Source organism: uncultured Acidaminococcus sp., from assembly GCA_900538365.1.
In the GTDB taxonomy this organism is placed as follows: domain Bacteria; phylum Bacillota; class Negativicutes; order Acidaminococcales; family Acidaminococcaceae; genus Acidaminococcus.
Map to the genome: position 1 here is coordinate 70770 of UPXT01000003.1, position 15710 is coordinate 86479.

Sequence of the window (15710 nt, forward strand, 5' to 3'; positions counted from 1 at the left end):
GGTGCTTATCTCCGTGCTTTAGCGGGCTCCATGTTGACGCGGAATCCGCGAATGGTGTTTTTGTGCATAACGGCCATGACTTTTTCTGCTGAGTCAGCAGGAACTTCAACAAAACTGAATTTGTCATAGATGCTGATGCGCCCAATCGATTTCGCTGGAATCTCGGCTTCGATGGCAATGCTTTGGATAATGTCCCGTACCGTGACTTTGGCACTGCGGCCGATGTTGACAAACAGTCTAACCATGCCAGGGCGGGCCCCCGTGTTGGCAAGGGCTTCAGGCAGCGCATCCACAGCCTGGGGTTCTTCCAAGGCTTTATTGCCTTCCTGCATGAACTTGATGGCGGCCGCTGCAATATCGTGAATGTCATAATCATTTTCCAGGGCTTCAGCGATAGGCAGATAATCATGATATTGGTTTTGCTCAAGGATGCTCTGCATTTTGGAAATGATCTGCTCCCGCTGCTTTTCAAGGACGTTGGCATCAGTCGGAAGCTGGCCGCGGATGATTTTCGTTTTTACGCTCCGTTCAATGAGTTTTAACTGACGGAACTCACGGGGTGTGATAAAGGTCAAGGCAACCCCGGTGTTGCCAGCGCGTCCAGTACGGCCAATGCGATGGACGTAGCTTTCCGGATCCTGGGGAACATCGAAATTCACCACGTGGGTGATGTTGTCAATATCAATACCGCGGGCGGCTACATCTGTCGCGACGAGGATATCAACTTGATTTTGACGGAATTTCTTCATGACTCGATCACGCTGCGTCTGGCTCAGGTCCCCGTGAAGGCCTTCTGCCTCATATCCGCGGGTAGCAAGGGCAATGACGAGCTCATCTACGCCTTTTTTTGTGCGGCAGAAAATGATCATCTTGCAGTCATCTGTCGTATCAAGGATTCGGCACAGGCCATCCACTTTATCGCGCGTTTCATAATAATATTGATCAATGGTTGGCGCCGTCACAATTTCCTTGTGGATGGCGACCACTTTTGGCGTCCGCATGTACTTTTTGCTGATGCTCAAGATTGGACGGGGCATCGTCGCTGAAAAAAGCATGGTCTGCCGTTCTGGTGGAACTTGCTTGATGATGGCCTCAATGTCTTCAATGAACCCCATGTCAAGCATCTCATCAGCCTCATCAAGGACAAGGAAGTGGATATGGTCCAAACTGATGGTGCCGCGACGCAGATGATCCAAAAGACGGCCCGGGGTCCCAATAACGACCTGGATGCCATGTTTCAGGCTCCGAATCTGACGTTCAATCGGCTGTCCTCCATATACAGGCAGGACATGGACACGTTTCAGCCGGCCAATTTTGCTGATTTCTTCCGCCACCTGGATGCATAGTTCCCTTGTTGGGGACATGACCAGGGCTTGGACATAGCGATTCTTTTCATCAATGGATTGGATGATGGGAATGCCAAAGGCCGCTGTCTTGCCCGTACCGGTTTGAGCCTGTCCGATGATATCATCCCCTTCCAAGGCAAGCGGAATGGCCCCTTTTTGGATGGGTGACGGTTCCTCAAAGCCCATATCTTTTAGGGCTGTGAGAATCTTTTTGTCAAGGTTCAGGTCTTCAAAGGTCGTAATTGTTGGTTCTGTCATAGGTTCTCCTAACATACTTGTTTGGCACGATTTATTTTTTAGCTTCATCCATGGCAAGAGCCATGGCGTTCATTGCCGCACGGAGTTTGACTGTCGTGCGGGAAGCCCGATAGCGAAGTTCCTGTACAACCGTGCCATGCTTTGTTGCACAGGCTTCATAAACAAGTCCTACTGGTTTATCCGGTGTACCGCCCGTAGGACCTGCAATCCCTGTAATACTGACACCGATATCGGAGCGCATCAAGCGGCGAACCCCTTCAGCCATGGCAATCGCCGTTTCCTTGGATACCGCCGTATACGTATCAAGCGTTTCCTGAGGAACACCCAGGACCTCATGTTTGACCTGGTTGGTGTAGGAAACGACGGATCCAATCAAGTATTGGGAACTTCCCGGCACGTCGGTCATAAGGCTTGAGGCGAGTCCGCCCGTGCAGGATTCTGCAAAAGCGATGGTCATTTTTTTTGCTCGCAGCAGCTTTCCCAGTGCTTCTCCCAAGGTTTCGTAGTCCGTTCCGTAAATATAGTCCCCCACTTTTGCACGGATTTTGGCTTCTTCTTTGTGAATGAGTGTCATGCATCCTTCCAGGCTTGCAGCTTTCGCTGTAAGCCGTACGAGGATTTCACCGCGGCGCGCATACAGAGCCACTGTTGGGTTGGTCTGCGCCATGATGATATCATCAAGTTTTTCGGCCGTCATGGATTCGGTCAACCCTTTTAGATGGAGGATGCGGGAATGGATGATTCCTTGGCTCTGAAATTTCCGGCGAAGGTAAGGCATCATCTCGGTCTCAAGGACAAACTTAGTTTCTTCCGGCGGTCCTGGAAGCAGGATAAAAACCTTGCCATCATTCGTTTCAACGGCCATGCCCGGTGCTGTTCCCACATCATTATTGAGAATGACTGCGCCTTCCGGTACATAGGCCTGTTTTCTGTTATTAGGGCTCATGGTAAGCCCACGAGAGCCAAAATAAGCCTCCATTTTTTTCAGCCATTCCTCACTCAGCACAAGGGGCCGGCCAAGAAAATCGGCCACGGTCTGAGCCGTGATATCACCTCTTGTTGGCCCTAAGCCGCCCGTGAGGATAATGATCTGGGCACGCGTTTGCGCAATAGAAAGGGCTGCTAAAAGGCGCTTAGGATTATCCCCCACCGTTGACTGATAAAGGACACTGAAACCGGCGTCGTTCAGGGTTCTTGACAGGAGCTGGAAACTTGTATTGAGGATATCTCCCAACAAAAGCTCCGTTCCTGTACTGATGATTTCTACGTCCACAGGACATTCACTCCTTTACGAGGTGAGAAACCGCCTCATATGTAAAGCCTTGATCGATCTGGACCTTGACAAAAGCCCCTACAGGAATTCCCTTGGCACCTTCAATGAAGATTTTACCGTCAATATCAGGGGCTTCAGCATAGGACCGCGCTACAGCAAGGTCCGGGTTTTCTTCATCATGACCCTCAACAAGAACCGTCAGGACCTTGCCTTCCCGTTCCTGCTGGATTTCCTCTGAAATTTTGGCTTGCAGCGTCATCAAGCGATGATAGCGTTCCTGTTTGGTGGCTTCATCAATTTGGTTTTTCATGGAACCCGCCTCGGTTCCCTCTTCCTGGGAGTAAGTAAAGACACCTGCGCATTGGAAACGTTCTTTTTGTGCAAAGTCAAGGAGTTCCTCGAATTGCGCTTCCGTTTCTCCCGGAAAGCCAACAATGAAAGTAGTCCGCAGGCAGATATCAGGCATCTTTTTGCGGAGCTTAAAAAGGAGCGTTTGAACCTGTTCCCGTGTATCCCTGCGGCGCATGGTCTTTAAAAGAGAATTGCTGGCATGCTGCAGCGGCAGGTCAACATAGTGGCAAACCTTCTCACATTGGGCCATTGTCTCAATGAGTTCATCAGAAAAGGATTCAGGATAGCAGTAAAGGATGCGAATCCATTTCAAGGCAGGGATTTCATTCAGGTCCCGCAAGAGTTCGGAAAGGCGCAGTTTGTGGTACAGATCGATCCCGTACTGCGTCGTATCTTGGGCAACCAGGATGACCTCCCGCGTACCATGCTGGACCAAGTTCCTTACTTCTTCTACAATTTCCTCATAGGGACGGCTGCGGTAAGGTCCCCGTATCTTCGGAATGGCACAATAGGAGCAGCAATTGCTGCAGCCTTCGGCAATCTTCACATAAGCGGTATATTGCGGAGTGGAAAGAACACGGCTCTTAGGCTGGGAATATTGCTTAGGGGCTTCAAGCAGCACAAAGCGCTCCCCATTTTCCACGCGGTCAATGACAGACCCAATGGCATCATAACATTCCGTCCCAATAATAGCATCCACTTCGGGCATCTCTTCAAAAAGTTCGTGGGCGTAACGCTGGCCCAAACAACCCGTCATAATAAGTTTACGATGGGGATCTGTTTTCTTATATTCTGCCATCTGCAGGATGGTGTTGATGGATTCTGTTTTGGCACTTTCAATGAAACCACAGGTATTGACGATAATGATGTCGGCATGGGACGGATCATTGGTCAGTTCCCATTTACGGTCACGGATAAGCCCCATCATGACCTCGGAATCAACGAGGTTCTTAGGGCATCCTAGGCTTACAACTCCGATTTTCAACTTGGACTCCTCTCTTGATTTACTGGGCACGGAAAGTTTTGCTCATGGTCCCCCACTCTGTATCCTTCAGTTTGTAGTCTTTGCCGTTGACCTTGATGGATACGTCCCGAATGCTGCCAAAATTCAGTTTGACAGTGGATTTTCCATTGTACGTTCTTGTTGACCCAGCACTGACCGTAGCCGTTTCCACACGTTTTCCGTCAATATCGGCTTCCGTCCAGACGGGTTTATTATACGTAACTGTCACCGTGACCCCATTTTTCTGTTCTTTTCCAAAGGCTTTGGTATCCCCTTTTTTCTCTTCCTTTTTCTCCGGCTGTTTCTCTTCTTTCTTTTCTTCTTCTGCCTTTCTAGTTGAAGAATTTTCACTCTTTACACTGTCTGACAGACTCGTCGTTGCAGGGATTTCCGGCATGGTCTTGCCGCCAAACAGAAAATAAGCCATGACCACACAAAAGATTCCAAAGAAAACAGCAAAAACAATGCCGAAGATTCGAACGTTGAGATAGGCACTGACACCTTTTCGGCTGTCCTGGCGCTCTTTTTTTTGATACGCATAAAGCGGGCTTTCTTGTCTTTCTTCGCCATTTTCCAGCGCCTCATCGGCGGTGTCGTCGTCATCATCATCATCTTCATCATCCACTTCTTCATACAGGATGCCTTCAACGAAATGGCGCAGTTTCTTAACGATGCCAGGGTCTTCTTTTTGGTTGTTCCCAGGTTCCGATTCGTCATCGATTTCCTTGATGACGGCCTGCACCTTCGGGGTATTCTTTTCTTGTTCCTCTTCGGCTGCTTCCTCTTCCCACGAGCGTCTGGCCTCTTCCATCATGGAAGGGGTCACCACCATGGTACGCTCATCATTGCTTTCGGACACGGAATCATCTGTAGAAGCAGGGGAAGAAGCCATTTCCTGGGGAACTTCCGACTCGGCTTTTACATCCAAAGAAGTTTTCTTTAGGGGTTCATGCAGGGCCTCTGGAGTGGCAAATCCCTTTGTATAGGCTTCAACAAGATCATTTCCGTTTTCCCCAAGAAAATTTCCATAATTCCGGATAAAACCCTTAATAAAGACATCGCCAGGGATCTTTGTAAAATCCCCCGACTCGAGCGCGGTCAGATATTGCTCACGGATGCCGGTATGGGAGGCTACTTCCTCCAGGGTCATATTTTTTTCGCATCTCCGCTGCTTTAGGTATTCTCCAATATGCTTCATGAAAAGTCAGCCTCTTTCTTTGGGTTCTTGGTAAAGAAACGTTCCGCAATGGCAGCCTCACTCATAATGAGACTGCGGGGCTTGCTCCCTTCACTGGGACCTACAATTCCTTTTTCTTCCATCATGTCTACAAGCCGCGCGGCACGGGTATAGCCGATACGGAACTTTCGCTGGAGCATGGAACTGGACGCCTGGTGGGTAGAAACAACAAGACGCAGGGCATCTTCAAATAAGTCGTCCTCAGCCTCGTCCTCCCCTTCCCCGCCAGCATGCTTTTTCTTATCTTCTGATAAAGCTTGGGTTGTTACTTCTTCCTCATACGCCGTTGGAATGGATTCGGATTTGATGAAGTCAACAATCCGTCCCAATTCCTCGTCCGTGATGAATGCACCCTGGACACGGGTCGGCTTATTGGCACCTGTCGGGAAATAGAGCATATCCCCACGGCCCAAAAGGTTTTCAGCCCCGCTCATATCGAGGATGGTCCGACTGTCCGTATTGGAAGACACAGCAAAGGCAATCCGCGAAGGGATATTGGCCTTGATGGTACCTGTCAGGACGTCGACACTCGGACGCTGTGTGGCAAGGATCAAATGGATTCCTGCAGCACGAGCCTTTTGGGCAAGACGCAGGATAGCGTCTTCTACATCGACAGCGGCAACCATCATCAAGTCACTGAGTTCGTCGATGATGACAACAATAAAGGGCAGAGCTTCATCACTAGGGACAAGGGCATTATAATCGTCAATTTTCCTTACTTGCGTTTTGGCAAAAAGGCTGTAGCGCCGTTCCATCTCAACAACGGCCCAATGAAGGGCGGAGGCGGCCTGTTTAGGTCCTGTAACAACAGGTGTCAAAAGATGCGGAATGCCATTGTAATTTGTCAGTTCCACGACCTTTGGGTCAACAAGGATAAGTTTGACCTCATTCGGTTTGGCCCGATAAAGGAGACTGGCAATGATGGTGTTGATGCAGACGGATTTACCAGACCCCGTAGAACCTGCTATCAGCAAATGAGGCATCTTGCTGAGATCGGCCACGATAACCCGGCCAGAGATATCCTTGCCGAGACCGACGCAAAGTTTTCCTTTGGCGTTTCTGATCTCGTCACAGTCCACGATGGAGCGGAATGTCACAGCCTCACTGTAGCGGCTCGGGACCTCAATCCCGATGGCTGCCTTGCCAGGGATGGGCTCGATACGGACGCTCGTCACGGCAAGCTTTAAGGCAATATCTTCAGCAAGATTCTGGATCTTGTTCACTTTGACGCCAGGCGCCGGTTCCAGTTCATACCGCGTAACAGAAGGCCCTTTGGTGACATTGACAAGGGCTGCCTTAACACCAAAATCGGACAGCGTCTTTTCAATGATGTGCCCCTGGGTTTCCATTTCCTGACGGGAATGGTTCCGGTTGACGGGCCGCGGTGGATTAAGAAGGGTCAATGGCGGAAATTCATAGCTGGGCACATCGGTTGATCCAGCTGAGGCTTGGAGAGTGCCGTCGGCTTCAGCTTTAGGAGCGGGTGATTGTGTTTTGTCCTCCGCCAGCCCTGCCGGCTCATCGGGAATATTCGGCGGAATGACAGGTTCATAAGACACAAATTCCGCCTCTTTTTTCGCAGCCTGCGGCTGGTCTGACTGGGTGCCTTCAATTTCATCCTTATCAAATTTAACAAGCGGTTTTGTACTCGAAAGAGCTCCCGTAATGATCTCACTGATGGTCCGCTGCTTAGGTTCCTCAGTTGGGCCCTCTTGAACCATTGATGCTTCTTCCTGCCGCTCCTGATCATAAATTTTCCGTTTCCGCTTTTTGCGGGCATCTTGGTAATCGTTCCATTTCTGGGCAGCTGTCATGGCGCCGTTCTTCATCTCCTCCCCAGCCGCCTTCAAAGGTCTGCTGAGGGAGAAACGGTTTGTGAGGACCAAGGAAATCAAGGTCAGGGCAACGAGCAGAATAAAGGTTCCAATACGGCCTGCAAACTTTGTGAAAACAAACACGATGGCGCCTCCAAGAAGGCCGCCACCGATAGGTAATGATTCTGGCAGGATTTCAGCCCCTTCCGGGATCACACTGGCATGCCAGAGGGAAAGAAGGGACACCAAAAAAAGCAGGATGGAAAAGAATCTTTTGGACAGCTGGGGCCGCTTATGATTCACAACATAGCATAACCCTAGAATAACCATATAAACAGGAAGGAGCAGCGCGCCCTTTCCCAGGCCCATGGTCAGGAAGTAATGGGCGTAATCTCCTAAAAAACCGACTTCGGGATACCAAAGGCTTACGGCCATGAAGAGACCAAGAGCAGCATATAAGATTCCAAGGGCCTCGAGCTTGTAGGAAAAGCCATTTTCCCCGGCCTTTGTCCTCTTTTTTGTATTCTTTGGCTGCGTTTTTTTCTTCACGGCAATCCTTCCTTATTCAATCAGACAGTTAAACTTCCATGATAAGCGGTAAGATCATAGGACGGCGTCTTGTCTTATCAAAGAGATAACGTCCCAAGGAATCCCGGACGGCGGACTTTAAGCTGGACCATTCCGTCACATGGCTTTCCCGGCATTTATCAAGGGTGGAGAGAACACGGTCACGAGCGCCTTCCATCAATTCTTCCGATTCACGAACATAGACAAATCCGCGGGAGACGATATCAGGACCGGCAGCAATGGAATAATTGCTGTGGTCGATGGTGACCACAACGATGAGGATCCCATCTTGGGAAAGCTGGCGGCGGTCGCGAAGAACGACATTTCCGACATCCCCTACGCCAAGGCCGTCGATGAGGGTCTTGCCGGCCGTTACGTGGCCGCTGATTCCAATGGAGTTTGGCGTAACATCTACAACAGATCCATTTTCAGCAATGACGACATTATCTTTATTCATGCCAAGTTGCATGGCGAGCTTTTTATGAAGGACCAAGTGACGGTATTCACCGTGGACAGGCATGAAAAACTTCGGGCGAATCAGTCGGTGCATCATTTTGATTTCTTCCTGGCTGGCATGACCGGAAACGTGAATGCCCCGCTCCCGTCCATAGACGACCTCCGCGCCAAGCTTATAAAGGTTGTCGATGGTGTGCCCCACGCCGCGCTCATTTCCCGGAATCGGCGTAGCGGAAATGATGACCGTATCGCCAGGCATGATGGACACTTTTTTATGCTCACTATTGCTCATGCGGGTCAGGGCGCTCATAGGTTCACCCTGACTGCCCGTCGTAATAATGGCAATCTGACGCGGTGAATAGTTGCGCGTTTCATCAATATCGATGAGTACACCTTTAGGAATCTTGAGATAACCCATCTCGCTGGCAATATTGACGACATTGACCATGCTGCGTCCAATGACGGCAACCTTACGGCGCGTCATGACAGCCGCGTCAATAACCTGCTGTAGACGATGGACGTTGGAGGAAAAGGTGGCCACAATGATCCGGTTCTTGGCAGCCCGGAACTGCTCATCGAGCGTCTTGCCTACGTTCTTTTCACTGGGCGTAAATCCAGGCCGTTCAATGTTCGTTGAATCAGCCAGCAGGAGCAGGACTCCTTTATCACCAATTTCGGCAAGCCGGGCAAAATCCGTAGGCTGACCGTCAACCGGGGTCTGATCGAATTTATAGTCCCCCGTATGGACAATTGTGCCCACCGGTGTATGGATAGCAAGGGAAACTGCATCAGGGATACTGTGGTTCACATGAATGAATTCAACCCGAAATGATCCCGCACGGACAGTGGACCCAGCCTTGACCGCTTTGCACTTTTGATCTGAAACGCCATTTTCACGCAGGCGGCCAGAGAGGATGCCCAGCGTCAGGGGGCAGCCATAAACGGGGCAGTTCAGTTCCTTCATCACATAGGGCATGGCGCCGATATGATCTTCATGACCATGGGTCAGGAAGATTGCCTTGACCTTATCTTTGTTTTCAACAAGATAAGAAAAATTTGGAATGACAAGATCAATCCCGAGCATTTCATCATCGGGGAAAGCAAGACCGGCATCAACCAGGATGATTTCTTCTCCGTAACGGAATGCGGTCATATTTTTACCAATTTCACCAAGCCCACCCAAGGGGATGATACTTAATTTTTTCTGTTGTCCTTTTGCCAAAAGGGACACCTCCTCAATTTGTTAAGCGAAAGCTTGCAGCAAACCTTTTGTCACAAAAAAAGAATCTGAAAAGCTTTCCAAAAGTATGATTATCTATGAATTATGGGGGTTTGTACCTAAAACCCCATCAACCACGGGACGATGACAGTCCGTGGAAAATTCCTATTTTACTCTGCTAACACAGCATCATGTTAAGAATAAGGGAAGGATATGGACCATCCTTCCCCTAATCCCTAGTATTTCATTATAACTTGTAGCGTCTAGATTTGCAACGGATTGGCGCAGAAAATCGCCCCTTATCCATTTTATTGCGAAGATTCATCCTGATCCTTCTCCTCTATGTTCCCCCAGCTTTCAGGAAAAGGGATTCCTGAGGACGTAAAAAGTGCCTGATCTGAGAAGGACAGAAGGGAAACATCGCTTTTTTTGATCTCCCCTACTCCACTTTGGAGTAAGCGGCGCAGCGCCAAGGTTCTCTCCTTGGGCAGCTCGCTTGTTCCTACGAGTAGGACTGGAACCGAAAGGGTGACAACAGGGGCATCCATATAAGGATATGTCCCTAGTTTGATTGTCGTTGGCAGATACAGTCCCGTCCGTTCAGCCAGTTCCTCAAAAGCAGGAGCCTCGAGAGGGACCAAGCGGATTGCTCCGCCGGCAAGGGCTTCGTTTATTTCCTTATCCGGTAAGCCTCCCATGACAAAAGCGGCATCGACCCGGCCTGCTGCTACGGCAGATAAGGCATCTTGATTGGAAAGATACTGAAGGGTTATATCCTGACGATTCATATGGGCGGCACGCAATAAGGCAAGAACTGTGACTTCCATGCCTGACCCAGGTGCGCCTACCGCGACTTTACGGTCCTTCAGCTCCTTCATGTCAGAAATGGGAGAAAACCGGGGCACGAGAAAATAAAGCGTGCGGGGCCCCAGATAACACAGTTCCCGAAAATCCTGGTAAGGTTTTCCTTCATAGAGTGCTTTCCCTGAAAAAACAGCTTCGGCAACGTCCTGCTGGACAATGGCCAGATCGGCTTTTCCCTGCTTCATAAGGTCCAAAGAAGCCAGAGAGCCAGCCGTAGATAGGGTACTTGTATCGAGGCCGTCAAAATGGAGACTCAACAAGCGACTGATTGCGACCGCTGCCCGGGCATTTGTATTGGGTCCTTCATCGGCCGCAAGCCGCAGCTGAGGGTGCGGCGCAGCCCCCTTTTGTGGGGCGGTTGCCTCTTTTTTATGACAGGCACTGACCAAAAAGAGACTGACTGCCAGTAGGGCTACAATGATCTTTTTCAAGGAAATACCCCCTTACGGATGGGCAGAAAAATACGCGAGCGTACGGGAAAGACCATCCTGAAGTGAAGTAAATGTCATAGGTCCAAGTTCTTTTTGAAGGGCGTCATGGGATAGAACCGAATCACGGATATCCCCTTCCCGCCTCGGCCCATATTGCACAGAGGGAATCTTCCCTGTAAGCTTTTCCAAAACGGCCAGGAGCGCATTGAGGGAAACCTTGCATCCTGTCGAAACATTCAGCGTAGCAAGGCCTTCATAGGTAAGGGAGCGAACCATGGCCTCTGCAATATCGCCTACATAAATAAAGTCACGGGTCTGCTCCCCGTCACCGAACACGGTCAGGGGCTTATGTTCGTGAAGGAGACGGGCAAAGATACTGATGACGCCGCCCTCACCCGTTTCTCCCTGCCGCTCGCCATAAACATTGGCAAAGCGCAGGATGATTCCATGCATTCCATAAAGCGAGCAGTAAAGACGGATGTAGGATTCTGCCGTCACCTTAGATAAGCCGTAGAAAGAAGTCGGCGCTGGGACCTCCTTTTCCGTAAGGGGCAGATGTTGATTATCCCCATAGATGGCCGCACTCGAAGAAAAGATGATTCGCTTGACGCCGCTTGTGCGGCAGCCTTCCAATAAATTGATAAGCCCTTTGATGTTGATGTCCGCATCGACCAAGGGATGCTCCATAGAAAAAGGCACCAAGGTCTGGGCGGCAAGATGGATGACCGTATCAAACTGTTCCTGCAGCAGGAAATCACCCAATGCCTCATCCCGTACGTCCATTTCAATCAGTCTCATCGAAGCAGGAACATACTCCTTAAATCCTGACGAGAGATTATCCAGGACGGTTACGGAAAGCCCGGGAACTTCACTGCATTTTTCCAAAATGTGGGATCCAATGAAGCCTGCCCCACCGGTCACTAGGATTTTTTTCATCAGTCGATGTTCTTCCTCCGGATCTGCGTCAAGACATCAAGGCCAAAACTTCTGATTGTGACGATGGCCCCAATCGTAAAGGGAATATATTCACAGAAAAAACGCCACATAACGGCCACGACACCGGCCACTCCCGCAGGCAGCAGGGAATTGAAAAGGACCAGGAAGCCCCCTTCAGCAACCCCGGTACCGCCAGGTGTCGGAGTAAAGTACAAAACAAGGTTGATAAGACACATCCGTCCCATGATGATATGAAGCGGAATGTCAGAAATGCCAAAGGCATAAATGAAAACAGGCACAACCGAATAAATGAAAAGCAGGCTGAGGCCGGATTCAATAAAAGCCCGAAGGACTTGCTTGGGATTCTTAAAAAGCAGGAGCAGGGCCTGCTGGAAATCACGATACCAAAGAAAGACCGCTTCCTGCACCCTTGGGGAAAAACGGCGGCAGAAGCGAACCAGCCATTTTTCAAAGCGTCCTGTTACGATGCAGTAAATCAGCATGCCTGGTGCAAAAATAAAGAAGGCACAGATAAGGGCAATGATACTGGGCGGCATCCAGCTCACAAGGCTCGGATCGAAATAAAAGACAACCGGCACTGTGAGGAAAAGAAACAAAATGGACATAACGGTCCTCACAATGATGATCAAGGTTGATTTGGCAACCGAAACGCCTGCTTTTTTCATGAACATCAGTTGGGCAATTCCGCCGCCTCCTTGGCCCGGAGTTAAAAGAGCCAGGAAATAGTTGCTGAATACAACATTGAATACGTGATTGTAGTCCATCTTTTCATCAGAAAGATGCGTCAGTGTAATGAGCCGTGTCCCGTCAAAGAAAAGACCTACACCCAGCAGCAAAAGGGCCAGCAGGGCGAACTGCGGACGAAATGTTGTCAAGTAATCCAAGGCCCTGCGATCGAAGGTAAAATAGATGACGCCGGCGGAGACACAGACAACGACAAAAAAGAGGACGAGAAGCATGCGGAAAATTTGTTTATTCATGGAAAGACCTTCCCATCAAGATTTTACGAAAGTAATGACTGCTACATAACCTTCTCATTATATCATAGGTTAGAGAACAAGAAAACAGACAAGGAGCTATTCCTTGAAATCCTTTGTATTGGCAAAATGCAATTTGGCGTAATGGCCAAGGCGTTCCCGCCCTTCTTGCTGGATGATTTTTTCTGCAGCTCGGGTTGCTTGGGCGCCGCCCCCAAAGGGAAGTTCAAAACCCGCTTCTTGGGATAACTCATCCATTTTCTTGAGAAACAGGGACCGAGCTAGAATAGAGGCTGCCGCTACGGCCATATCAGCTTCTCCCTTGGTATGGGAATAAACAGAAAGCCCGGGAACTGCTCGTTCCAGCTCATTTTTTATGTAAGGGGACCGGGTAAACTGATCCACCAGGGCAAAATGACATGCGGGAACCTTTTTAATGACGGTCATGATGGCTCCGATGTGATAGGTACTCAAAAGCGGATTCAGGTTCCGCACCTTTTCATATTCCTCGTTGTACTGCTGGGGCATAAGGGCGGCTGCGGCACTTGCTTTGGCAATGGCATAGACTTGCGGAGCAAGCATCCTGATCTTTGCTCCAGAAAGGGTCTTGCTGTCGCGTACGCCAAGGGCAAGGAGCTTTTTGGCGCCTATTTCATCAAGAACGACAGCGGCTACGCACAAAGGGCCAAGATAATCACCTTTTCCCGATTCATCGCTGCCTGCCCATAACTCATCGGGCCGCTTGACCGCTCCCAAAAGGGTCAATAAAGGCTCTGCTCCTTTTTTCCCGAATTGGGGCGAAGAAGCGGCATCCGTACCAAAGACAACGGCCCTTACTCGGTCAAAGAAGGGGCCCTCCTTCTGTGCAAGTACGGGACGCCATCCATCTTTTCCATTATAGATTGTGACAACAGCGCGTTCCTTACCTTTTATCACAACGAGCTGGATGCCAAAGTTTACATTTTTCAGTTCAACAGGTTGGGACGCCAAAGCGCCAAGGTTCTTTTGAAGCGCGTGGATTCGCTCCAAAAAAACGGATTCTGGAAGTTTCTTGGACTTCATGATTACGTGAGACTCCTTGAAAAAAGAGAAAAGGAGGGCTCTCCCTCCCCCTCTTATGATTCTTGAGGTATAGCTGCCGTGGTTTCTTCTTTCTTTTCATTGCGCACAGTCAGGCTCTTGATCGAAACATTGATATCCCGAACAGGCATACTTGTCATGCCTTCGACCTTAACTTTGATCTTGGCCTGCAGATGCTTGACGACGTCGAAGATATGAGCCCCAAAGAACAGGACCAAATCCAAGTAAATTGTCATCCCTTTGTTGGTATCTGCCGGCCGCCGTACCTTGATAGCGGATATCCGGTCCACATCCTTGTTTTTTTGGACGACAATACGGACGATATCGCTGACGACATAATCGGTCACGGAAATCTTCCCATAGTAACTGAAGGCAGGCCTGACAATGGATTTTTCAGGCAGCTCCCGATGTTTCTTATTGCGGCCAAATAGACGATGCGGCAAATCCACAAGGACGCCCGACAGATGCGGTTTCAGTTCGATTGTCGGAACAGGAACAATATGTTTTCCTTCCTTGATGCGCGTATCACGAGCTTTTTTCATTTCCCGTGTCGTGGCAATATCCTGAATGTGAATAAATGCCGAAGGCGCCGGCAAAGCAAGTCGTTTGCAAATGGTTACAGCCATTTTATCGCTGGTCCCAATGACGAGCAAGCAGGTAATCCGACTATGCTGAAGAGCTTCTTTGACCTCGTCGCAGTGGTCCTTTTCCATAAAAATTGCCCGTTTGACCGCCTGCACTTTATTCTGTTCTGTCTTGGCTGATTTTCCCGCCAAGATTTTTGTGCCTTCAATAAGCAGACCGTCATCGATGATGCCATCACAGCCATGCTGGTGTGCCACACTGATGGCGCGGAAACTTTTGCCTGTCCCGCTCGGTCCTGTAAAAGCAATCACTTTCATTTTACATTCCCCCTGTTTTGAGGGTAAGTTACAATCCCCGAAACCGCCTCGTACGGAATCGGAAATTCCCCTAAGTGCATGGGAAACCGCCCCGGATTGCCATGTAGGTCGCTGCCGCCGCTGACGAGGAGATGATATTTTTTTGCGATAGCAAGCCAATCGTGTTTGGGGTTTTCCCGCAGAACGGATGGATGGTAGACTTCGATCCCGTCCATGGCACCACTTTGCAGGATTTCCTCTACGTAGGAAAGATTTTCTATTTCAGCTGGATGGGCAAGGACGGAAATCCCACCCGCTTCGTGGATAATCCGGGCCGCCTCGATGGGACTCATCTTGACCTGCCGGAGATAGGCTGGTTTTCCTGCCGCAATGAGTGTATCAAAAACATCCTTTACGGTTTGAAAATACCCTTTTTTGACCAAGACGCGGGCAATATGAGGACGGCCTAGGCTATGGGCGCCTGCTGCTTCCGTCTTTACTTCCTGAAAGGAAAGGTCATATCCCAAGGATTGGATTTTTTCAATGATCTTCATAACCCGCTCCACCCTGCCGCTGCGGTTCCAGGCAAGGGCTCGCTGAAAAGCTTGGACTGTAGGGTCAAAGTGAAACCCTAGGATATGGACATCCTTTCCTTTGTAATCCGTATCCATTTCAACGCCCCGGATCAGATGGATCCTATCCTGGTGCGCATCGATGACCTTTTTGGCTTCATCAAATGCCAGGGTATTGTCATGGTCGGTAATGGCCATGGCACATAGATGGGCTTTTTCTGCTTCCCGTACAAGTTCCTCTGGTGTATTGACCCCATCTGAAAAGGTTGTATGCATATGCAGGTCCGCTAACATAGGTGCCGTTCCTCCATTCTTATATACCGTCATTATACCATAATTGACATTAAAACGCAGAACGGTCTCATGAACTGTATGTGTCAACATTTTCTCGGGAGACCCCTATAAGATTGTGTTGCAGCTTAAT

12 protein-coding genes are annotated in these 15710 nt (G+C 49.6%); all 12 read right to left on the minus strand.

Annotated features, from left to right (window positions below):
• Window positions 1-5 precede the first annotated feature (5 nt).
• The 12 genes from QZQ08_RS01235 to QZQ08_RS01290 all read right to left on the minus strand — a co-directional run bounded on the left by QZQ08_RS01235 (window position 6) and on the right by QZQ08_RS01290 (window position 15580).
• The gene (locus QZQ08_RS01235; RefSeq protein ID WP_296326776.1) at window positions 6-1604 is read right to left on the minus strand and encodes a DEAD/DEAH box helicase; all 1599 of its coding nucleotides are present in this window, start codon (window positions 1602-1604) and stop codon (window positions 6-8) included.
• Window positions 1605-1635: 31 nt separating this feature from the next.
• On the minus strand, window positions 1636-2877 hold the full coding sequence (locus tag QZQ08_RS01240) for a competence/damage-inducible protein A (protein ID WP_296326778.1): 1242 nt from the start codon (window positions 2875-2877) through the stop codon (window positions 1636-1638).
• 7 nt (window positions 2878-2884) lie between these two features.
• Window positions 2885-4213, minus strand: coding sequence for a 30S ribosomal protein S12 methylthiotransferase RimO (gene rimO, locus QZQ08_RS01245; RefSeq protein WP_296326780.1), 1329 nt, complete (start codon window positions 4211-4213; stop codon window positions 2885-2887).
• A 19-nt stretch (window positions 4214-4232) separates the two neighbouring features.
• Window positions 4233-5429 (minus strand): helix-turn-helix domain-containing protein, encoded by a 1197-nt coding sequence (locus QZQ08_RS01250; protein WP_296326782.1) that lies wholly within the window; start codon window positions 5427-5429, stop codon window positions 4233-4235.
• A complete protein-coding gene (locus tag QZQ08_RS01255) occupies window positions 5426-7831 on the minus strand; it encodes a DNA translocase FtsK (protein ID WP_296326783.1) in 2406 nt (801 codons plus the stop codon). The genes QZQ08_RS01250 and QZQ08_RS01255 overlap by 4 nt, the downstream gene beginning before the upstream one ends.
• A 28-nt stretch (window positions 7832-7859) precedes the next feature.
• On the minus strand, window positions 7860-9527 hold the full coding sequence (locus tag QZQ08_RS01260) for a ribonuclease J (RefSeq protein WP_366140913.1): 1668 nt from the start codon (window positions 9525-9527) through the stop codon (window positions 7860-7862).
• A gap of 305 nt (window positions 9528-9832) precedes the next feature.
• Window positions 9833-10819 (minus strand): TAXI family TRAP transporter solute-binding subunit, encoded by a 987-nt coding sequence (locus QZQ08_RS01265; protein WP_296326788.1) that lies wholly within the window; start codon window positions 10817-10819, stop codon window positions 9833-9835.
• Between the two features lie 12 nt (window positions 10820-10831).
• Window positions 10832-11755 carry an NAD-dependent epimerase/dehydratase family protein gene (locus tag QZQ08_RS01270; RefSeq protein ID WP_296326790.1) on the minus strand — a complete coding sequence of 308 codons (924 nt, stop codon included), beginning with the start codon at window positions 11753-11755 and terminating at the stop codon, window positions 10832-10834.
• Window positions 11755-12756, minus strand: coding sequence for a lysylphosphatidylglycerol synthase transmembrane domain-containing protein (locus tag QZQ08_RS01275; protein WP_296326792.1), 1002 nt, complete (start codon window positions 12754-12756; stop codon window positions 11755-11757). Before QZQ08_RS01275 ends, QZQ08_RS01270 begins: the two co-directional genes overlap by 1 nt.
• Before the next feature lie 96 nt (window positions 12757-12852).
• Window positions 12853-13815 carry a ribonuclease HIII gene (gene rnhC / locus QZQ08_RS01280; RefSeq protein WP_296326793.1) on the minus strand — a complete coding sequence of 321 codons (963 nt, stop codon included), beginning with the start codon at window positions 13813-13815 and terminating at the stop codon, window positions 12853-12855.
• A 53-nt stretch (window positions 13816-13868) separates the two neighbouring features.
• Window positions 13869-14735 carry an Asp23/Gls24 family envelope stress response protein gene (locus tag QZQ08_RS01285; protein ID WP_296326796.1) on the minus strand — a complete coding sequence of 289 codons (867 nt, stop codon included), beginning with the start codon at window positions 14733-14735 and terminating at the stop codon, window positions 13869-13871.
• Window positions 14732-15580, minus strand: a complete 849-nt coding sequence (locus QZQ08_RS01290) for a PHP domain-containing protein (protein ID WP_296326798.1) — start codon at window positions 15578-15580, stop codon at window positions 14732-14734. Before QZQ08_RS01290 ends, QZQ08_RS01285 begins: the two co-directional genes overlap by 4 nt.
• Window positions 15581-15710 lie beyond the last annotated feature (130 nt).

What these genes read in the sequence shown, in the direction of transcription:
- QZQ08_RS01235 (WP_296326776.1), bottom strand. Translation starts at nt 1,604, where the DNA reads ATGACAGAACCAACAATTACGACCTTTGAAGACCTGAACCTTGACAAA.
- QZQ08_RS01250 (WP_296326782.1), bottom strand. Translation starts at nt 5,429, where the DNA reads ATGAAGCATATTGGAGAATACCTAAAGCAGCGGAGATGCGAAAAAAAT.
- QZQ08_RS01270 (WP_296326790.1), bottom strand. Translation starts at nt 11,755, where the DNA reads ATGAAAAAAATCCTAGTGACCGGTGGGGCAGGCTTCATTGGATCCCAC.
- QZQ08_RS01275 (WP_296326792.1), bottom strand. Translation starts at nt 12,756, where the DNA reads ATGAATAAACAAATTTTCCGCATGCTTCTCGTCCTCTTTTTTGTCGTT.
- rnhC (WP_296326793.1), bottom strand. Translation starts at nt 13,815, where the DNA reads ATGAAGTCCAAGAAACTTCCAGAATCCGTTTTTTTGGAGCGAATCCAC.
- QZQ08_RS01285 (WP_296326796.1), bottom strand. Translation starts at nt 14,735, where the DNA reads ATGAAAGTGATTGCTTTTACAGGACCGAGCGGGACAGGCAAAAGTTTC.
- QZQ08_RS01290 (WP_296326798.1), bottom strand. Translation starts at nt 15,580, where the DNA reads ATGTTAGCGGACCTGCATATGCATACAACCTTTTCAGATGGGGTCAAT.